The 19831-nt window shown below is 72.4% G+C and carries 19 protein-coding genes; 16 read left to right on the top strand and 3 right to left on the bottom strand.

Annotation, left to right across the window (positions count from 1 at the left end; all coding sequences use genetic code 11):
• Window positions 1-123: 123 nt before the first annotated feature.
• The 4 genes from ABTY20_RS10235 (at window position 124) to ABTY20_RS10220 (ending at window position 4056) form a co-directional block, all read left to right on the top strand.
• Window positions 124-1218, top strand: a complete 1095-nt coding sequence (locus ABTY20_RS10235) for an LLM class flavin-dependent oxidoreductase (protein WP_351996524.1) — start codon at window positions 124-126, stop codon at window positions 1216-1218.
• On the top strand, window positions 1215-1823 hold the full coding sequence (locus ABTY20_RS10230; RefSeq protein ID WP_351996523.1) for an FMN reductase: 609 nt from the start codon (window positions 1215-1217) through the stop codon (window positions 1821-1823). Before ABTY20_RS10235 ends, ABTY20_RS10230 begins: the two co-directional genes overlap by 4 nt.
• 73 nt (window positions 1824-1896) lie before the next feature.
• Window positions 1897-2616: a response regulator transcription factor gene (locus ABTY20_RS10225; protein WP_351996522.1), complete on the top strand. Its 720-nt coding sequence runs from the start codon at window positions 1897-1899 to the stop codon at window positions 2614-2616.
• Window positions 2617-4056 carry a HAMP domain-containing sensor histidine kinase gene (locus ABTY20_RS10220; RefSeq protein WP_351996521.1) on the top strand — a complete coding sequence of 480 codons (1440 nt, stop codon included), beginning with the start codon at window positions 2617-2619 and terminating at the stop codon, window positions 4054-4056.
• A 47-nt stretch (window positions 4057-4103) separates the two neighbouring features.
• Here the strand turns inward: ABTY20_RS10220 and ABTY20_RS10215 are convergent, their stop codons facing one another.
• Window positions 4104-4982: an NAD(P)-dependent oxidoreductase gene (locus ABTY20_RS10215; protein WP_351996520.1), complete on the bottom strand. Its 879-nt coding sequence runs from the start codon at window positions 4980-4982 to the stop codon at window positions 4104-4106.
• A gap of 97 nt (window positions 4983-5079) precedes the next feature.
• On the opposite strand from ABTY20_RS10215, the gene ABTY20_RS10210 reads away from it, so the two are divergent.
• The 3 genes from ABTY20_RS10210 (at window position 5080) to ABTY20_RS10200 (ending at window position 7836) form a co-directional block, all read left to right on the top strand.
• Window positions 5080-5439, top strand: coding sequence for a winged helix-turn-helix transcriptional regulator (locus tag ABTY20_RS10210; RefSeq protein WP_351996519.1), 360 nt, complete (start codon window positions 5080-5082; stop codon window positions 5437-5439).
• A gap of 391 nt (window positions 5440-5830) precedes the next feature.
• Window positions 5831-6538 carry a GNAT family N-acetyltransferase gene (locus tag ABTY20_RS10205; RefSeq protein WP_351996518.1) on the top strand — a complete coding sequence of 236 codons (708 nt, stop codon included), beginning with the start codon at window positions 5831-5833 and terminating at the stop codon, window positions 6536-6538.
• Window positions 6535-7836: an MFS transporter gene (locus ABTY20_RS10200; protein WP_351996517.1), complete on the top strand. Its 1302-nt coding sequence runs from the start codon at window positions 6535-6537 to the stop codon at window positions 7834-7836. The genes ABTY20_RS10205 and ABTY20_RS10200 overlap by 4 nt, the downstream gene beginning before the upstream one ends.
• A 113-nt stretch (window positions 7837-7949) precedes the next feature.
• Here ABTY20_RS10200 and ABTY20_RS10195 read toward each other — a convergent pair whose 3' ends face one another.
• Entirely contained in the window at window positions 7950-8558 is a 609-nt protein-coding gene (locus ABTY20_RS10195) for a hypothetical protein (RefSeq protein ID WP_351996516.1), read from the bottom strand.
• Window positions 8559-8860: 302 nt separating this feature from the next.
• Between ABTY20_RS10195 and hemL the strand changes: the two genes are divergently transcribed.
• From hemL to ccsB, 7 genes are all read left to right on the top strand, one after another.
• Window positions 8861-10177 carry a glutamate-1-semialdehyde 2,1-aminomutase gene (hemL, locus tag ABTY20_RS10190; protein ID WP_351996515.1) on the top strand — a complete coding sequence of 439 codons (1317 nt, stop codon included), beginning with the start codon at window positions 8861-8863 and terminating at the stop codon, window positions 10175-10177.
• Window positions 10174-10863: a histidine phosphatase family protein gene (locus ABTY20_RS10185; RefSeq protein ID WP_351996514.1), complete on the top strand. Its 690-nt coding sequence runs from the start codon at window positions 10174-10176 to the stop codon at window positions 10861-10863. Before hemL ends, ABTY20_RS10185 begins: the two co-directional genes overlap by 4 nt.
• A 134-nt stretch (window positions 10864-10997) precedes the next feature.
• Entirely contained in the window at window positions 10998-12287 is a 1290-nt protein-coding gene (locus ABTY20_RS10180; protein WP_351996513.1) for a polysaccharide deacetylase family protein, read from the top strand.
• A 66-nt stretch (window positions 12288-12353) separates the two neighbouring features.
• Window positions 12354-12995: a TlpA family protein disulfide reductase gene (locus tag ABTY20_RS10175; protein ID WP_351996512.1), complete on the top strand. Its 642-nt coding sequence runs from the start codon at window positions 12354-12356 to the stop codon at window positions 12993-12995.
• A 1-nt stretch (window position 12996) separates the two neighbouring features.
• Window positions 12997-13770: a cytochrome c biogenesis CcdA family protein gene (locus ABTY20_RS10170; RefSeq protein ID WP_351996511.1), complete on the top strand. Its 774-nt coding sequence runs from the start codon at window positions 12997-12999 to the stop codon at window positions 13768-13770.
• 4 nt (window positions 13771-13774) lie between these two features.
• Entirely contained in the window at window positions 13775-15502 is a 1728-nt protein-coding gene (gene resB / locus ABTY20_RS10165) for a cytochrome c biogenesis protein ResB (RefSeq protein WP_351996510.1), read from the top strand.
• Between the two features lie 80 nt (window positions 15503-15582).
• A complete protein-coding gene (ccsB, locus tag ABTY20_RS10160; protein WP_351996532.1) occupies window positions 15583-16632 on the top strand; it encodes a c-type cytochrome biogenesis protein CcsB in 1050 nt (349 codons plus the stop codon).
• Window positions 16633-17060: 428 nt separating this feature from the next.
• Here ccsB and ABTY20_RS10155 read toward each other — a convergent pair whose 3' ends face one another.
• Complete coding sequence (locus ABTY20_RS10155; protein WP_351996509.1) at window positions 17061-17396, bottom strand: PLD nuclease N-terminal domain-containing protein; 336 nt, start codon at window positions 17394-17396, stop codon at window positions 17061-17063.
• A gap of 67 nt (window positions 17397-17463) precedes the next feature.
• Between ABTY20_RS10155 and ABTY20_RS10150 the strand changes: the two genes are divergently transcribed.
• Entirely contained in the window at window positions 17464-18915 is a 1452-nt protein-coding gene (locus ABTY20_RS10150; RefSeq protein WP_351996508.1) for a menaquinone biosynthesis decarboxylase, read from the top strand.
• The gene (gene mqnP, locus ABTY20_RS10145) at window positions 18912-19817 is read left to right on the top strand and encodes a menaquinone biosynthesis prenyltransferase MqnP (RefSeq protein ID WP_351996507.1); all 906 of its coding nucleotides are present in this window, start codon (window positions 18912-18914) and stop codon (window positions 19815-19817) included. The genes ABTY20_RS10150 and mqnP overlap by 4 nt, the downstream gene beginning before the upstream one ends.
• Window positions 19818-19831 lie beyond the last annotated feature (14 nt).

The following is a 19831-nucleotide window of genomic DNA, read 5'->3' as shown; positions in this document are numbered from 1 at the left end:
ATGAATACCAATAAAAAGGCTTCGATCAGCGTGTGCTCCACCTGGTTGATGGATTCATCAAGATCGGTTTTGGTACGGTAAAACTGGTTGTATTTGCGTCAACAACCTGGAGGGTGAGCGGCCATGCAGTTCGGGATCTTCAGTGTCGGGGACGTCACGCCCGACCCGACCACGGGACGTACGCCGACCGAGCGCGAGCGGATCAAGGCCATGGTCGCCATCGCGTTGAAGGCCGAGGAGGTGGGCCTGGACGTCTTCGCCACCGGCGAGCACCACAACCCGCCGTTCGTGCCGTCCTCGCCGACCACCATGCTCGGCTACATCGCGGCCCGCACCGAGCGGCTGGTGCTGTCGACCTCGACCACGCTGATCACCACCAACGACCCGGTGAAGATCGCCGAGGACTTCGCGATGCTCCAGCACCTGGCCGACGGGCGGGTGGATGTGATGATGGGCCGCGGCAACACCGGCCCGGTCTACCCCTGGTTCGGGCAGGACATCCGCCAGGGCATCAACCTCGCGATCGAGAACTACGCCCTGCTGCACCGGCTGTGGCGCGAGGACGTGGTGGACTGGGAGGGGACGTTCCGCACCCCGCTGCAGGGCTTCACCGCCACGCCCCGCCCGCTGGACGGGGTGCCGCCGTTCGTCTGGCACGGCTCGATCCGCTCCCCGGAGATCGCCGAGCAGGCCGCGTACTACGGCGACGGCTTCTTCCACAACAACATCTTCTGGCCGGCCGACCACACCCGGCGCATGGTCGAGCTGTACCGGACCCGCTACGCCCACTACGGGCACGGCACCCCCGAGCAGGCGATCGTCGGCCTGGGCGGTCAGGTGTTCATGCGGAGGAACAGCCAGGACGCGGTGCGCGAGTTCCGCCCCTACTTCGACGTGGCGCCGGTCTACGGGCACGGGCCGTCGCTGGAGGAGTTCACCGCGCAGACCCCGCTGACCGTGGGCTCCCCGCAGCAGGTCATCGAGAAGACGCTGTCGTTCCGCAGTTACGCCGGCGACTACCAGCGCCAGCTGTTCCTGATGGACCACGCCGGGCTGCCGCTGAAGACCGTGCTGGAACAGCTCGACCTGCTCGGCGAGGAGGTCGTACCGGTGCTGCGCAAGGAATTCGCCGCCCGCCGCCCGGCCGGCGTGCCCGACGCGCCCACCCACGCCTCGCTGCTGGCCGGCGCCAAGACCCAGGAAGGGGCACGGGCATGAAGCTCGTCGTCGTCTCGGCGGGACTGAGCCTGCCGTCCTCCACCCGGCTGCTCGGCGACCGCCTCGCCACCGCCACCGCCGCGCAGGCCCCGGCCGACGTCCGGGTGATCGAGCTGCGCGAGCTCGCCGTGGAGATCGCGCACACCTTCACCCACGGCTTCCCCGGCCGGGCGCTGGCCGAGGCCTTCGAGGCGGTGACCGCGGCCGACGGGCTGATCGTGGTCACCCCGGTGTTCTCGGCCTCCTACAGCGGGCTGTTCAAGTCGTTCTTCGACGCGCTCGGCGGCACCGACGCGGACGCCCTGACCGGGAAGCCGGTACTGATCGCCGCGACCGGCGGCAGCGCCCGCCACTCCCTGGTCCTGGACCACGCGCTGCGCCCGCTCTTCTCCCACCTCGGGGCCGTCGTCGTGCCCACCGGGGTCTACGCCGCCTCGGAGGACTGGGGCGCGGAGGGCCTGGACGGCCGCATCGAGCGCGCGGCGGGGGAGCTGGCGGCGCTGACGGCCGGAGCGTCCACCGTCCGCCCGCGGCCCCGGAAGGACACCTTCGAGGAGGTCACCCCGTTCGAGGAACGGCTCGCCGCACTGCGGCCCACCGGGTGAGACACGGGTAAGAAGCGGTCCCCGGCGCAGTCCGCCGGGGCCGCGGGACGGCGGGGGTTGGCACACTGGGCACGTGCCGCACACCGTTCTGCTCGCCGAAGACGACCGCGCCATCCGCAATGCCCTGGAACGCGCCCTCACCCTGGAGGGCTACCGGGTCACGGCCGTCGCCGACGGCGTCGAGGCCCTCGCGCAGGCCCACCGCGGCCGGCCCGACATCCTGGTCCTCGACGTGATGATGCCCGGCATCGACGGGCTCCAGGTGTGCCGGGTGCTGCGCGCCGAGGGCGACCGCACACCGGTGCTGATGCTGACCGCGCTGGTGGAGACCGCCGACCGGATCGCGGGACTGGACGCGGGCGCCGACGACTACGTCGTCAAGCCCTTCGACGTCGAGGAGGTCTTCGCCCGGCTGCGCGCGCTGCTGCGCCGGGCGGCCCCCGCGGCACCGGCCCCCGAGCCCCTGGCGGAGCCGGAGCCGGACACCTCCGGCCGGTTCCTGGAGGCGGCCGGGCTGCGCATGGACCCGCAGGCGCGCCGGGCCTGGCGGGGGAGGCGGGAGCTGGAGCTGACCCGCACCGAGTTCGAACTGCTGGAGCTGCTGATTCGCCACGCGGGCATCGTCCTGGACCACTCCACCATCTACGACCGCATCTGGGGCTACGACTTCGGCCCCGGCTCCAAGAACCTCGCCGTCTACGTCGGCTACCTGCGCCGCAAGCTCGACGAGCCCGGCGCGCCGCAGCTGATCCACACCGTGCGCGGAGTGGGTTACGTGCTGCGGGAGGGCTGAGTGTCGTACGGGCGGCCGGTCTCCCGCAGACGGCTGCGGCTGCTGTCCCTGGGGACCACCTTCGCGGTGGCGTTCGCCGCGGTCACCGCCACCGTCACCGTCCTGGTCGGGATCCTCTCGTACAACGCCGCCGCCCGGCTGGTGCGGGTGGACCAGCAGTCCGTGTTCGACGAGGTGGTGCAGGACCTGCGCGGCGAGGTCCGGCAGAACCGGATGGCGCCGCACGACTTCTCCTCCGCCGCGCCCGGCCACGACCTGGTGCGGCCCGCGCGCACCGACGTGCAGGTGCTCGGGCCGGACGGCGACGTCGTCGACCCCGGCAACCCGGGGCTGCCGGTGGTCGACGCCGACCGGCGGATCGCGGGCGCCGCGACCGCGGGGCGGGTGGTCGTGCACGCGGACGTCGACGTCGGCGACGACGTCTACCGGGTGGCGACCGTCGCGCTGGGCGGTGAGCGGGGCGCGGTGCAGGTCGCGCAGGAGTTCAGCGACACCGAGGACCTGCTGCGGGCGCTCCAGCGGCGCACGCTGATCCTGATGGCGGCGGTGGTGGTCGGGGCCGGGCTGTTCGGCTGGTGGCTGGCCCGGCGCATCACCCGCCGTCTGGTCGTCCTCACCGACGCCGCCGAGGTCGTCGCCCGCACCCGCCGGCTCGGCATCCAGGTGCCCGTCGCCGGCTACGACGAGGTGGGGCGCCTGGGCCGCGCCTTCGACCGGATGCTGGGCCGGCTCGCCCAGTCCGAGGAGGACCAGCGCCGGCTGGTCCAGGACGCCGGGCACGAGCTGCGTACGCCGCTCACCTCGCTGCGCACCAACATCTCCCTGCTGCGCCGCATCGACGAACTGCCGCCCGGCACCCGCGAGGAACTGGTCGCCGATCTCACCCAGGAGGCCCGCGAGCTGACCGACCTGGTCAACGAGCTGGTCGACCTCGCGGCCGGGCAGTCCGACACCGAGCCGCCGCAACGGGTCGACCTCGCGGACATCGCCGAGGACGTCGCGGGACTCGCCCGGCGCCGCACCGGACGGGAGATCGTGGTGGACGCGAGCGGCGACACCACCACCGACGGACGGCCCGGGATGCTCACGCGGGCGCTGTCCAACCTGGTCGAGAACGCCGTCAAGTTCGACCGGGACGGCCGCGTCCCCGTCGAGATCCGCGTCACGGGCCCGGCGCGCCCCGGCACGGTCCGGGTGGAGGTGCGCGACCGCGGCCCCGGCATCGCCGACGGCGACCTGACCCGTGTCTTCGACCGCTTCTACCGCGCCGCCGACGCCCGCTCCCTGCCCGGTTCGGGGCTCGGCCTGTCCATCGTCCGGGAGGTCGCCCTCGCCCACGGCGGGGCGCCGTACGCCTTCCGGCGGGAGGGCGGGGGGACGGTGACCGGGTTCACGGTGGGCGGTGTGGGCGGTGTGGCCGGACGACCGGCGGACGAGTGAGCGGCGCCCGCGGGCACCGGGTGCCGCGGTGCGGCGGGGGACGTCGGTCAGCGCACGAGGAGGTCGACCACGCCCGTCAGGTCCTCCTCGCCGCTGCCCTCGGACAGGCGGCGGCGCATCAACGCGAAGTACGGGGCGAGCAGTTCCGGGCTGACGCCCTGCTGTTCGGCGGTCCTCAGGAAGGTCGGCGTGCCGGCCACCTGCATGGCGAGGTGGGAGACGACCCCCTCGGTGTAGTCGCCGCTGCGCAGTTGCTCGGCGGTCCGGTGCACGGAGGGGGCCATCGCGACGAGCCAGTCGGCGAGCAGCGGGGCGAGCGACGCGGGGTCGACGTCCTCCTTGCGGATCAGGGCGAAGGCGTGCGCGGCCCCGGCGAACATCCCGTACATGGCGCTGAGCAGGGCCACGTCGTGGAGGGCCGCGAAGCCCGAGTCCGCACCGACGTAACGGGTGCCGAGCGGTACGCGCAGCGTCTCCTCGTGCCGCTCGAACAGCTCCCGCGAGCCGCTGTAGAAGGCGTAGCCGCCGGCCTCGGGGACGCCGACCATCGGGGGGACGGCCATGATCCCGCCGTCCAGGTAGCGGGCACCGCGCTCACGGGCCCACGCGGCGCGGGCCCGGGCCTCGGCCGGGGTGGTGGTGGTCAGGTTGACCAGGTCCCGGCCGGCCAGGTCGACGCCGGCCAGCGTCTCCCCGACCGAGGCGTCGTCCAGCAGACAGACGACGACGAGGGTGTTCGCCGCGACGGCGGCGGCGCCGTCCGCGGCCTCCGCCCCCTCGGCGGCGAGCGGCGCGGAGCGGGCCGGGGTGCGGTTCCAGACGGTGACCGGGTGGCCGGCGGCGAGCCAGGAACGGGCCAGCGCGGTGCCCATCGCGCCGAGGCCCAGCAACGTGACGGGAGTCTTCTCAGCGGTGTTCTGTGCCATGCCGACTAGGCTGGGAGCAGGCCCGGAGGCGATCAAGTACGCACTTCGGAGTGGGTGGTTACCCCGGGGTGAGCGAGCACGTCGGAGGGGTGGGGGCATGACGACGCTGAACCGGCCGAGCACACCGGACGGGCACGTCTGCGGGATCGACACCGCGATGGAGGTGATCGGCGGCAGGTGGAAGGTGCTGATCCTCTGGGCGCTCCACGAACACCCCCACCGCCGCTTCGGCGAGCTGCGCCGGCTGCTCCCGGGCGTCACCGAGAAGGTGCTCGCCTCCCACCTGCGCGAGATGGAGGCGGACGGCGTCGTGCGCCGCGTCTCCTACGACGAGGTGCCGCCCCGTGTCGAGTACTCGCTGACCGGGGACGGCGAGCGCCTCAACGAAGCGCTCGAGCCCCTGGCCGCCTGGGGACGCGACCGGACGGCCGCCCGAAACCGGCAGCAGGAGCCCTGACGCCCCGCCGCGTGCGGCCGGTGCGGGACGTCCCGCCACTCGTGCGGTGACGGCCTGCGGCAGCCGCGCCCCGGAAGGGGCGGCGGGCCCGCTCGCGCGTGTCGCGCGGCCCGAGGAGATCGCGCCGGTGTACGCGCACCTGGCCCCCGAGGCCGACTCCGGCCTCACCGTCGGCGAGGTCATCGCCGTCACCGGCGGCGTCACCACCACCGGCCGGTTGGCCCGCCGGCCCGGGGGGCGGCCGGTGCGGGGGCCGTCCTCCCGCCTCGTAGACTGCGACCGTCCCGGACCGCGCCGCCCGGGCCGTCCCGGCTCCGGCACGGACCGGCCGGCGTCGCCCCGCACGGTGCCGGGCGGCCGATCCGACCCAGGACACGGAAGGTGCAGCACGGTGGCAGGTCATCGCGGCACGGCGGTCCTCGACGACCCGGTGGGCGAGTCGCTCAGGGGGCACCACGCACACCTCGCCCGCCGGCTCGGCGCGGCCGCCGCCTACCCGTCGCCGGTCGCGACCTTCTCCGCCGTGTCCGCCACCGCGGACGCCACGGAGTGGCACGACCTGGCCCGGCTGCTCGGCCGGGGAGAGCTCGCCGACATGTTCAGCTGCCCGGCCCTCCCACCGCCGGACTGGGAGCCGGTCTTCACCCTCGAAGGCCGCCAGCTGATCTGGTCCGGCGACGACCGCCCCGACCACCCGCGTGCCGAGCCCGACCCCGGTGTGGTCGAACTGGGCCCCGCGGACGTCCCCGAGATGCTCGACCTCGTCGAACGGACCCGGCCGGGGCCGTTCCGTCCGCGCACGCACGAACTCGGCGCCTACCTCGGCGTCCGCGAGGAGGGCGTGCTGGTGGCGATGGCGGGGGAACGGCTGCGGCCTCCCGGCTGGACCGAGATCAGCGCCGTCTGCACCGCACCCGAGGCACGCGGCCGCGGTCACGCCGCACGCCTGGTGCGCGCGCTCGTCGCGCGCGTCCTGGCACGGCGGGAACGTCCTTTCCTGCACGTGGCCGAGTCGAACGCCGACGCGATCGCCCTCTACGAGCGGATCGGGTTCCGGACCCGCCGACAGGTGACCTTCCGCGGGTTCCGCACCCCATGACGGCCCGGGACACCGGCCCGACGGGCGGACGGACGTGGCCGGCCGCGGCCGTGGCCGGGCCGGAGCAGCGAGGGCTCGGTCCGGGAGGGGCGGCGGCGCACGCCGGTGCGCAGCGCGGTGCGATCGCCGCCGTGCAGGTGCTCGGCCTCGCCGTGTGGTTCTCCATGTCGGCGGTGGTCCCCGGCCTGCGGAACGACTGGGGGCTCACGGCCGGCGGCGCGGTGTGGCTGACGGCCTCCGTGCAGCTCGGTTTCGTCGCCGGGGCCGTGGCCTCGACCGCCCTGAACCTGGCGGACCGCGTCCCGCCCCAGCGCCTGCTCGCCGCCAGTGCCGCGGCGGCCGCCGCCTGCACCGTGGCGCTGGCCCTGGTCGCCGACGGACCGGCCGTCGCCGTCCCGCTGCGCTTCACGACCGGGATGTTCCTGGCCGGGGTCTACCCCACCGGAATGAAGCTCATGGCCTCGTGGTCCGGCAGCGCCGGACGGGGCAGGACGATGGGCGTCCTCATCGCCGCCCTCACCCTCGGCTCCACGCTTCCCCACCTCATCGCCGGGCTGGGCTCCCTGCCCTGGCGCGGTGTCCTGCTCGCCGCGGCGGCGGCCGGACTCACGGGCTCCGGCATCGCCCTGCTCCTCGTCCGGCCCGGCCCCCACGCGGCGTCGTCCGCTCCCGTCCGCAACCCCCGGTACGCGCTGGCCATGTTCACCGAGCGCGGGCCGCGCCTGGCCAACCTCGGCTACTTCGGGCACATGTGGGAGCTCTACGCCCTGTGGACCTGGCTCCCGTCCTTCCTGTCGGCGGCCCCCGCCGCGGGAGGGCTCCCGGGCGCGGTGGAGATCACGGTGTTCCTCGCCATGGGGCTCGGCGGAGCGGCCGGCTGCCTGCTCGGCGGCTGGGGCGCGGACCGCTTCGGCCGCTCCCCCGCCGCCCTGACGGCGCTCCTGCTCAGCGGCGTGTGCTGCCTGCTCTCCCCGCTCCTCTTCCACGCCCCGGCGCCGCTGCTGTTCGCCTTCTGCGCGCTGTGGGGCGCCGCCGTGATCGCCGACTCGGGGGTGTTCTCCACCTCGCTGAGCGAGGTCGCCGACCACCGCTACATCGGCACGGCGCTCACCGGCCAGACCGCGATCGGCTTCGCCCTCACCGTGGTCAGCATCCAGCTCACCCCCCTGCTGGCCGAGGCCGTCGGCTGGGAGTACGCCTTCCTGCTCCTCGCCCCCGGCCCCCTGGCCGGCGCCCTCGCCATGCGCGCCTTCGGCAAGGGCGCCCCCTCCGCCCGCGCTCCGCAGGACGCCTCCTGACGGCCGGACACGACGTGCACGCCGCACCGTACGCCGGCTCACGCGCCCCGGGTCACCGCCGACGGAAAAGGGCGGGGCCCGAAGACCCCGCCCGACACCAGTGGAACCCCAGCTCAGGGCCACACCAGGCAGTACGCCTGATGCCCCGCCTCGTGCAGCCGGTGCGAGAAGTCCTGCCACTCGTGCAGCAGCCGGTAGACGTTGAACGCGTCGCGCGGGCCGCCGCGGTCCGGGACCGTCGACCAGATGAAGGCCGCCGCACCGACCGCCTCCTCGCCTATGCCGCGCAGCGGGTCGACGACCGTCATGGGGAGTTTCACGACCGCGTAGTCGGGGTGCAGGACGACCAGCTCCAGGGGCGGGACCTTGTGCAGGGGGACGCCCTCGATGCCCGTGAGGACCATCGCGGCCATGGTCTCCGGCTTGATCTTGGTGAACATGCCGTTCATGCCGAGCTCGTCGCCGCCGAGTTCCTCGGGGCGCATCGAGATCGGTACGCGGGCCGCGGTGGCGCCGTCCGGCGCGCCGAAGTACTTGTACGTCACCCCCACCCGACCACCATTCCTGCTCCCCGCCCCGCTCAGGGGGCCGATCCGCTCCGGTCCACCGTGTGTCCGCCGTGTCTCGTCCGTGTCCTCCGCCTCGCGTCGGTGCCTTCCCCGCCGGGCACGTCGAGGACCCAGGTCATCGGTCCCCTCGCCCAGTCCGCCACCGCGATGCATATCTCCACCCGACTGCTTTTCTAGGACGCGTGGCCCCCGCCGCGCAACCCGATCATCGTGTCAGTGACCTCCCCCACGGCCGCCCGCCGAAACGTACGGTGGAACATCTGCCCGCGGGATGCCCGCAGCCTCCGGCCGGTCCCGGCCGTGCGAGCTGTGTGTATCAGACGCCAGTTTCGCAGATCACGGCCGATCGGGGGCCGGGTGCCGTGGTCCGCCCCTGGCCTACCCTGGACACGTCATACGCACCCGGAGCCGGGATGCTCCCGGAATGTCGGAGAAGGTCGGAGAAGTCGCAGGTCATGAGCGAACTGCCATATTCATACGAAGCCCCGGTCTCGCAGGCGCTGTTCGACCGTGCCGCGGCCGTCACGCCGGGCGGCGTGAACTCGCCGGTCCGCGCCTTCCGCGCGGTCGGCGGCACGCCCCGGTTCATGGTGTCGGGCAGCGGCCCGTACCTGACCGACGCCGACGGACGCGAGTACGTCGACCTGGTCTGCTCCTGGGGCCCGATGATCCTCGGGCACGCGCACCCCGAGGTGATCGCCGCCGTGCGGGAGGCCGTCGCGCGCGGCACGTCCTTCGGCACGCCCGGTGAGGGCGAGGTCGCGCTCGCCGAGGAGATGGTCGCCCGGATCGAGCCGCTGGAGCAGGTGCGGCTGGTGTCCAGCGGCACCGAGGCCACCATGTCGGCGATCCGGCTGGCCCGCGGGTTCACGCGGCGCACCAAGGTGGTCAAGTTCGCCGGCTGCTACCACGGCCACGTCGACTCGCTGCTCGCCTCCGCGGGCTCCGGGGTCGCCACGTTCGCGCTCCCCGACACGCCCGGCGTCACCGGCGCCCAGGCCGGCGACACCATCGTGCTGCCCTACAACGACCTGGACGCCGTGCACGCCGCGTTCGCCGCGCACCCGGGCGAGATCGCCTGTGTGATCACCGAGGCGTCGCCGGGCAACATGGGCGTCGTACCGCCGCTGCCCGGGTTCAACCAGGGGCTGAAGGACGCCTGCGCCGCGAACGGCGCGCTGTACATCTCCGACGAGGTCATGACGGGCTTCCGGACCAGCCGGGAAGGGTGGTACGGCGTCGACGGCGTCCGCCCCGACCTGATGACCTTCGGCAAGGTGATGGGCGGCGGCTTCCCGGCCGCGGCCTTCGGCGGGCGCGCCGACGTCATGGGCCACCTCGCCCCGGCCGGTCCCGTCTACCAGGCCGGCACCCTCTCCGGGAACCCCGTCGCCACCGCCGCCGGGCTCGCCCAGCTGCGGCTGCTCGACGACGCCGCGTACGAGAAGGTGAACGCCGTCTCCGCGCAGATCCGGTCCCTCGTCACCGAGGCGCTGACCAAGGAGGGCGTCGCGCACACGCTGCAGAACGCCTCCAACATGTTCTCGGTGTTCTTCACCGAGAACCCGGTGCGCACCTACGACGACGCCAAGGCGCAGGAGTCGTTCCGCTTCACCGCGTTCTTCCACTCGCTCCTCGAGAACGGCGTCTACCTGCCGCCGTCGGCCTTCGAGTCCTGGTTCGTGTCCACCGCGCACGACGAGCGGGCCGTCCAGCGGATCGCCGACGCCCTCCCGGCGGCGGCCCGGGCGGCAGCGGAGGCGACCGCGTGAGCACCCCGGAGAACAAGGACGTCACCGTCGTCCACCTGATGCGGCACGGCGAGGTCGAGAACCCGGACGGCGTCCTCTACGGCCGTCTCCCCGGCTACCACCTCTCCGAGCTGGGCCGGCGCATGGCCGACCGGGTCGGCGAGCACCTCGCCTCCCGCGACGTCACGTACGTCGTCGCCTCCCCGCTGGAGCGGGCGCAGGAGACGGCCGAGCCCATCGCCAAGGCGCACGGCCTGGACATCGCCTCCGACGAGCGGCTGATCGAGGCGGAGAACGTCTTCCAGGGCAAGACCTTCGGCATCGGCGACGGCGCGCTGCGCCGCCCGGCCAACTGGAAGCACGTCGTCAACCCCTTCAAGCCGTCCTGGGGCGAGCCGTACGTCGACCAGGTCGTCCGCATGATGGGCGCGCTGAACGCGGCCAGGGACGCGGCGCGCGGACACGAGGCGGTGCTGGTCAGCCACCAGTTGCCGATCTGGATCGTGCGGTCCTACGTCGAGAAGCGACGGCTGTGGCACGACCCGCGCAAGCGGCAGTGCACGCTCGCCTCGCTGACCACCTTCACCTACCAGGGGGACAGGATCGTCTCCGTCGGCTACAGCGAGCCGGCCCGCGATCTCGTCCCGGCGCACCTGCTCGCCGGCGCCAAGCCGGTGAAGGGGAAGGGCAAGGCCTTCGGGGCGTAGGGCGGCCCGCGGGGCCCGACGCGGAGGATCCCGCTCGAACTCCGTCGCGAAACCTCCGCACGGGGCGGGAACCTCCCGCTCCGTCGCGTCCTCTGAAGGGGTGACCACCAGAGGACGCGACGAACAGGATTGCCATGCGCGGTCTCACCCGCAGGGGAGTGCTCGGGCTCGGGGCGGGGGCCGCGGCCGCGGTCCCGCTGACCGGCTGCGGCGGCTCCGGGGCCCCGGACGGCGCCGGCCGCCCCGGCGGTTCCCGCCGGAGCGGAACGCCGGAGCCGGAGCCGGAGCCGACGGCGACGGTCCGCCCGATCGGCGACGGCTCCACCTCCTTCACCGGCCGGCAGCCCCACCAGCCCGGGGCGCCGGTGCCGCTGGAGCCGGGGCAGACCCCGCCGCAGTTCGTCGTCTTCTCCTGGGACGGGGCCGGCGAGGTCGGCAACGGCCTCTTCCCGCGCTTCCTGGACCTCGCCAGGGAGCACGGCGCGTCCATGACCTTCTTCCTCTCGGGCCTGTACCTGCTGCCCGAGTCGAAGAAGCGGCTCTACGACCCCCCGAACAACCCGCGCGGCGCCTCCGACATCGGCTACCTCACCGACGCCCACATCAAGGACACGCTGAGGAACCTCCGCCGCGCCTGGCTCGAGGGGCACGAGATCGGCACCCACTTCAACGGCCACTTCTGCGCCGGCTCCGGCAGCGTCGGCACCTGGACGCCGCAGCAGTGGCGCAGCGAGATCGAGCAGGCCAAGTCCTTCGTGAAGGAGTGGCGGACCAATTCCGGCTGGACCGACCTGGAGCCGCTCCCCTTCGACTACGACAAGGAGCTCGTCGGCGGCCGCACGCCGTGTCTGCTCGGCCAGGACAACCTGCTGCCCACCGCCCGCGAGCTCGGCTGGCGCTACGACGCCTCCTCGCCCGGCGGCCGCCAGGTCTGGCCGTCGAAGAAGCGGGGCATATGGGACCTTCCGCTCCAGCAGATACCGTTCCCCGGCCGCTCCTTCGAGGTCCTGTCGATGGACTACAACATCCTCGCCAACCAGTCGGTCAACTCGACCAACGCGCCCGCCCGCCACCACCCCGGCTGGCGGCGGCAGGCGACCCGGGCGTACATATCCGGCTTCGAACGGGCCTACGAGACCAACCGGGCGCCCTTCTTCGTCGGCAACCACTTCGAACAGTGGAACGGCGGCATCTACATGGACGCCGTGGAGGAAGCCCTCAAGCACATCGCGCGGGAGAAGGAGAAGGGCGGCGACGTGAGGCTCGTCTCCTTCCGGCAGTTCACCGACTGGCTGGACGCGCAGCGGCCCGAGGTGCTGGAGCGGCTGCGGACCCTGGACGTCGGGCAGAAACCGGCCGGGGGCTGGAAGGCGTTCGGGAAGGACGCCGGCACCACCGGGAAGGGCGCCGAGAACGCCGCCTGATGTGCGGGTTCCCGCCCGCGCGGGGGGTGCGCAAGATCCCCGGAACGGACATGCGAAACTTTTCACATGAGTGCCGCCAGCCGCGCCCCCCAGCGCTCGAACCGGGCCGACCACAGCTCGCACCGTGTCCGCCGCCGCGCCGTCCTGGCCGCCGGCGCCGCCGCGGCCGCACTGCTCGTCTCCGCGTGCGGCTCGGGCGGGACGTCCGGCGGGGGCGGCAACACCAACTTCGTCGCCGGCACCGACGGCATCTCCACGGTCCCCGCGGGCAAGCGGGTCGCCGCGCCCGAGCTGTCCGGGAAGACCCTCGAGGGCGAGCAGCTCGACGTCGCCGACCACAAGGGCAAGGTCGTCGTCCTCAACATCTGGGGCTCCTGGTGCAACCCGTGCCGCGCGGAGGCCAAGTACTTCGCCAAGGTCTCCAAGGAGTACGCCGACCAGGACGTGCAGTTCGTCGGCATCAACACCCGGGACGGCAGCACCACGGCCGCCCTCGCCTTCGAGAAGGACTTCGGCATCCCCTACCCGAGCCTGTACGACCCCACGGGCAAGCTGATGCTCCGCTTCGAGAAGGGCACCCTCAACCCGCAGGCCGTCCCCTCCACCCTGGTCCTGGACCGGGACGGGAGGATCGCGGCCCGCTCGCTGACCGCCCTCGACGAGGAACGGCTGCGGGAGATGCTCGAGCCGGTCGTCGCGGAGAAGTGACGTGACGGCCCTGCACACGCTCGCCGCCGAGACGGGCTACAACGGCACGGTGCTCAACGGCGCCCTGCTGGTCGCCCTGCCCATCGCCCTGCTCGGCGGACTCGTCTCCTTCTTCTCGCCCTGCGTGCTGCCGCTGGTCCCCGGCTACCTCTCCTACGTCACCGGCGTCTCCGGCACCGACCTGGCCGAGGCCCGGCGCGGACGCATGGTCGCCGGCGCCTCCCTCTTCGTGCTCGGCTTCACCGCCGTGTTCGTCTCCGGCGGCGCCTTCTTCGGCTTCTTCGGGCAGACCCTGCAGGAGCAGTCGGGCGTGCTGTCCAAGGTGCTCGGCGTCCTCATGATCCTCATGGGCGTCTTCTTCATGGGCCTGATGCCCTGGCTCACCCAGCGCGAGTTCCGCTTCCACAAGCGTCCCGCGGCCGGGCTGGCCGGCGCCCCCGTCCTGGGCGCCCTGTTCGGCATCGGCTGGACGCCCTGCATCGGCCCGACGCTCGCCTCCGTGCTCACCCTCTCCGCGCAGCAGGAGAGCGCCGGACGCGGCGCCGTACTGACCGTCGCGTACTGTCTGGGACTGGGCGTCCCCTTCGTGCTCGCCGCCGTGGCCTTCCGCAAGGCGCTGGGCGCCTTCGGCTGGATCAAGCGCCACTACACCTGGGTGATGCGCATCGGCGGCATCATGATGATCACGACCGGGCTGCTGCTGCTGACCGGCGCGTGGAACAGCCTCGTGGCGGAGATGCAGACCTGGTCCAACGGCTTCACTGTGGGGATCTGACCCGATGAGCAAGACAACGACCGACGACGCCCCCGGGCCCGCCGACGACCAGGACCTCGGCGCCGCCGGCTCCCGGCTGTCCACCGCCCCCACCGAGGAGCAGCCCCACCTGCCCTCCCTGGGCGTCCTCGGCTGGGCCCGCTGGTTCTGGCGCCAGCTCACCTCCATGCGGGTGGCGCTGCTGCTGCTCCTGATGGTGTCGCTCGGCGCGATCCCCGGCTCGCTCATCCCGCAGACCGGCGTCGACGAGACGAAGGTCGCCGACTTCCGCGAGCGGCACGAGGTCCTCGCGCCGATCTACGACAAGCTCGGCCTGTTCCACGTCTACAGCTCGGTGTGGTTCTCCGCGATCTACATCCTGCTGTTCGTCTCCCTCATCGGCTGCATCGTGCCCCGCACCTGGCAGTTCGTGGGCCAGCTGCGCGGCCGCCCGCCCGGCGCCCCCCGCCGGCTGACCCGGCTGCCCGCCCACACCACCTGGCGCACCGGGACCGACCCCGAGCAGGTCCGCGAGGCCGCGCTCGCCCTGCTGCGCAAGCGCCGCTTCCGCGCCCACCTCGTGGGTGACGCCGTCGCCGCCGAGAAGGGCTACCTGCGCGAGGTCGGCAACCTGCTCTTCCACATCGCGCTGATCGTGATCCTGATCGCCTTCGGCTGGGGCCAGCTGTTCAAGTCCGAGGGCAACAAGCTGATCGTCGAGGGCGACGGCTTCTCCAACACGCTCACCCAGTACGACGACTTCAAGTCCGGCAGCCTCTTCACCAACGACGACCTGGAGCCGTTCAGCTTCGACGTCAAGGAGTTCACCGGCACCTACGAGCGCACCGGACCCAACAAGGGCACCCCGCGCACGTACCAGTCCGAGGTCACCTACACCGAGGGGGCCGACGGCGAGGAGAAGACCGCCGTCGTCAAGGTGAACGAGCCGCTGGAGATCGGCGACGCCAAGGTCTACCTCGTCAGCCACGGCTACGCGCCCGTCGTCACCGTCCGCGACGGCAAGGGGAAGATCGTCTACCAGGACGCCGTGCCGCTGCTGCCGCTCGACTCCAACGTCACCTCCTCCGGCGTGGTCAAGGTCCTCGACGGCTACCGCAACCCGGAGGGCGAGAAGGAGCAGCTCGGCTTCAACGCCTTCTTCGTGCCCACCTTCGGCGGCTCCGCCAGCGGCACGATGCTCTCCCAGTTCCCGGCGCTGGACTACCCGGTCCTCGCGCTCTCCGCCTACCACGGCGACCTGAAGGCCGACTCCGGCATTCCGCAGAGCGTGTACCAGATGGACAAGACCAAGATGAAGGAGTTCAAGGACTCCGAGGGCGAGCTGTTCAAGCAGCTGCTCACGCCCGGCGAGACCATGACGCTCCCGGACGGCGCCGGCTCGGTCACCTTCGAGGAGGACGTCAAGGAGTGGGCCGGCTTCCAGGTCGTCCAGGAGCCGGGCGGCGGCTGGGCGCTCGGCGGCGCCGTCGCCGCGATCGCCGGCCTCGCCGGCTCCCTGTTCATCCAGCGCCGCCGCGTGTGGGTGCGCGCGGTGCGCGGCGACGACGGCGTCACCGTCGTCGAGATGGCCGGCCTCGGCCGCAGCGAGTCCGCGAAGGTGCCCGAGGAACTCGGCGACCTCGCCGGAATCCTCTACGACCAGGCGCCGGGCGCGCCCGATCCCTCCCCGGACCCGTCCGATCCCACCGACACCGACACCGAAGCCGTACCTGCCGAAGGGGCTGAGAAGTGACTCTCGCCGCCGCAACAGATCTGGCCGCCGCGACCAACGAGAACCTCGCGGAGATCAGCAACGTGCTGGTCTACTCCGCGATGGCGGTCTACCTCCTCGCCTTCTTCGCGTACATCGCGGAGTGGACCTTCGGCAGCCGCAGCAAGGTCGCCCGCACCGCCGCCGCCCTCACCCCGAAGGCGGGGACCCGGGCGAAGGGGGCGCCGGCCGTCACCGTGAAGCAGGCCGGCGGCACCGCCGTGCTGGAGCGGCCGAAGGTCGTCGTGCGCGCCGCGACCGGCTCCCGCGACGTGCCCGACGGGCCCGGAGCGCACGGCGGGGACGAGAAGGGCGACCTCTACGGGCGCATCGCCGTCTCCCTCACCGTGCTCGCCTTCTGCCTCTCCTTCGGCGGCGTGCTCACCCGCGCGCTGTCCGTGGAGCGGGCGCCGTGGGGCAACATGTACGAGTTCAACATCACCTTCTCCACCACCGCGGTCGGCGTGTACCTCCTGCTGCTGGCGCTGAAGAAGAACGTGCGCTGGATCGGCCTGTTCCTGACCACCTCGGTCCTCGTCGACCTCGGCATCGCCGTCACCTGGCTCTACACCGAGAGCGACCAGCTGGTCCCCGCCCTCCACTCGTACTGGCTGTACATCCACGTCTCCACGGCGATCCTGTGCGGCGCCGTCTTCTACCTGGGCGCGGTCGGCGTGATCCTCTACCTGTTCAAGGACGCGTACGAGAACAAGCTCGCAGGCGGCGGCAAGCCCGGCAGCTTCGCCACCTCCGTCCTGGAGCGGCTGCCCGCCTCCGCCTCGCTGGACAAGTTCGCCTACCGGGTCAACGCGGCCGTGTTCCCGCTGTGGACGTTCACGATCATCGCGGGCGCCATCTGGGCGGGCGACGCCTGGGGCCGCTACTGGGGCTGGGACGCCAAGGAGGTCTGGTCCTTCATCACCTGGGTCGCCTACGCCGGCTACCTGCACGCCCGCGCCACCGCCGGCTGGAAGGGCCGCAAGGCCGCCTACCTGGCCCTGCTCGCCTTCGGCTGCTGGCTGTTCAACTACTACGGCGTCAACATCTTCGTCTCCAGCAAGCACTCCTACGCCGACGTCGGCCTGGGCGTGCTGCAGTCCGTGGGCCTCTGAACCCACCCGCCACGAAGGCCGGTTCCCCGTGACCCGGGTCACGGGGAACCGGCCTTCGCCGTTCGGCCGCCGACGCCCGCGCTCCACGGCTGTGGACGGCGGGCGACGCGCTCCCGCGTCACCGCGGCGCACCCGGCGTCGTCCAGCGGCACGACCTCCACGCCGTGGCCGGCCGGTCGTGGCCGCCGTGGAAGGCGGCCGCCTCGCCGGTCACTCGTACGTGACGTCCCGGCGGCCGCCCTCGTCGTGCCTCGGTGACGTCGGCCCTGCACCCGCCGGCGCGCTCGAAGGTGATGACGCCGTCGACGGCGCCGGGGATGAGCCCGGGAGGAGGCGCGGGTCCTTTGCCGGGGGCGTCGAGTGACGCGGGCGTGGGCCGGCCGCCCCGGACCGACGGCCGCTGACGCCGCCGGTGCGCCGGCCGCGGGTCACTCGCCCCGGTCGCGCTGGTCCTTGTCCCCGTCCTGGTCCTTGGGCCGGTCCTCGTCCAGCGACTTCAGGAACTCGGGGTTGTCGTCCGGCGCGACCCACTGCTGTCGGCCGCCGCCCCAGCCCCGGGCGGAACCGGCGACGCCGCCCGCGGGGTGCCGTTTCTTGCCGGCGATCAGCCACGAGATCGAGCCGACCAGCGGGAACAGCAGCACGAGGATCGCCCACAGCGGCTTGGGCATGTGCCGGATGTCCTCGTCCTTCGTGCTGATGCAGTCGATGAACGCGTACACGCTCAGAGCCAGTGGCACGAGGAACATCAGCACCCGCAGCATGGGGCCTCTCCAGCGAAAGCGGTGGGCGGTACAGGGCCAGGGTAACCGCTCGGGGATACTTGACCGCATGGCTTACGACGATCTTCGCTCCCTGCTCAGGTCGCTGGAGCGCGAGGGCGACCTCAAGCGCATCAAGGCCGAGGTCGACCCGTACCTGGAGGTCGGTGAGATCGTCGACCGGGTGCAGAAGGCCGGCGGTCCCGCACTGCTCTTCGAGAACGTGCGCGGCTCGGACACGCCCCTGGCGATGAACGTGTACGGCACCGACCGCCGCCTGCTGAAGGCGCTCGGCCTGACGTCGTACGCGGAGATCTCCGAGAAGATCGGCGGGCTGCTCAGGCCCGAGCTGCCGCAGGGCTTCATCGGCGTGCGCGAGGCGTTCGGGAAGCTCGGCGCGATGACGCACGTGCCGCCGAAGAAGGTGAAGGAGGCCCCCGTCCAGGAGGTCGTCCTGCACGGCGACGACGTGGACCTGGAGCGGCTCCCGGCACTGTTCACCTGGCCCAAGGACGGCGGCTCCTTCTTCAACCTGGGGCTGACCCACACCAAGGACCCGGAGACGGGCATCCGCAACCTCGGCCTGTACCGCCTCCAGCGCCACGACAAGCGCACCATCGGCATGCACTGGCAGATCCACAAGGACAGCCGCAACCACTACCAGGTGGCCGCCCGGCGCGGCGAGCGCCTGCCCGTCGCCATCGCCTTCGGCTGTCCGCCCGCCGTGACGTACGCCTCCACCGCACCGCTGCCCGGCGACATCGACGAGTACCTGTTCGCCGGGTTCGTGCAGGGCAAGCGGATCGAGATGGTGGACTGCAAGACGGTCCCGCTCCAGGTGCCCGCGCACGCGGAGGTCGTGCTGGAGGGCTGGCTGGAGCCCGGCGAGATGCTGCCCGAGGGGCCGTTCGGCGACCACACGGGCTTCTACACCCCGCAGGAGCCGTTCCCCGCGCTGACGATCGACTGCGTGACGATGCGCAGGCGTCCGCTGCTCCAGTCGATCGTGGTCGGCCGCCCGCCGACGGAGGACGGCCCGCTGGGCCGGGCGACGGAGCGTTTCTTCCTGCCGCTGCTGAAGATCATCGTCCCGGACATCGTGGACTACCACCTGCCCGAGGCCGGCGGCTTCCACAACTGCGCGATCGTCTCGATCGACAAGAAGTACCCGAAGCACGCGCAGAAGGTGATGCACGCCGTCTGGGGCGCGCACATGATGTCGCTGACCAAGCTGATCGTGGTCGTGGACTCGGACTGCGACGTGCACGACCTGCACGAGGTGGCCTGGCGGGCGCTGGGCAACACCGACTACTCCCGTGACCTCACGGTCGTCGAGGGCCCCGTCGACCATCTCGACCACGCCTCGTACCAGCAGTTCTGGGGCGGCAAGGCGGGCATCGACGCGACGAGGAAGTGGCCCGAGGAGGGGTACACGCGCGACGGCGGATGGCCCGACATGGTCGAGTCCGACCCGGACACGGCCGCCCTGGTCGACCGCCGCTGGAAGGAGTACGGACTGTGACCTCGGCCTCCGCCGCCCTCCCGCAGCAGCCGGGACGCACCAGGGCGTTCCTGCGGCTGGTGATGATCGAGCACTCGGTCTTCGCCCTGCCCTTCGCCTACATCGCCGCCCTCACCGCGATGTACGAGCGGGACGGGAACATCCACTGGGTGCGGCTGCTGCTGGTCACCCTCGCCATGGTCGGCCTGCGCACCTTCGCGATGGCCGCCAACCGGATCATCGACCGCGAGATCGACGCCCGTAACCCGCGCACCGCCCACCGCGAGCTGGTCACCGGGGCGATGTCGGTCCGGCACGCCTGGACCGGCGCGCTCGTCGCCCTCGCGGTCTTCCTCGGCGCGGCGGCGCTGCTCAACCCGCTCTGCCTGGTCCTCGCGCCCGTCGCGGTGATCCCGATGGTGGTGTATCCGTACGGCAAGCGGTTCACCGACTTCCCGCAGGCCATCCTCGGACTCGCGCAGGCGATGGGCCCGGTCGGCGGCTGGCTGGCGATCACCGGGTCGTGGTCCTGGGAGGCGGTCGTCCTCGGGCTCGCGGTCGGCGTCTGGATCGGCGGCTTCGACCTGATCTACGCCTGCCAGGACGTGGAGACCGACCGGGAGGTCGGCGTGAAGTCGGTCCCGGCCCGCTTCGGCATCCCCGCCGCGATCCGGGGCGCCCGCGCCTGCCACGCCGTGACGACGGCCCTGTTCGTCTGGTACGCGCTGCTCACCGACGCCGGAGCGTTCTTCTGGCTCGGCCTGCTGATCGTGGCCGGGGCGTTCGTCTACGAGCACACCATCGTCCGCCCGACCGACCTGTCCCGCCTGAACCGGGCGTTCTTCAGCGTCAACGGCTTCATCGGCATCGCGCTGTTCGGGTGCGCGCTGCTGGACCTGCTGGTGCGGGGGCTGACCGTGTAGCACGCCGGCGCGCG

Source organism: Streptomyces sp. NPDC126497 (genome assembly GCF_040302425.1).
In the GTDB taxonomy this organism is placed as follows: Bacteria; Actinomycetota; Actinomycetes; order Streptomycetales; family Streptomycetaceae; genus Streptomyces.
This window is presented reverse-complemented; position numbering and strand designations above follow the sequence as displayed.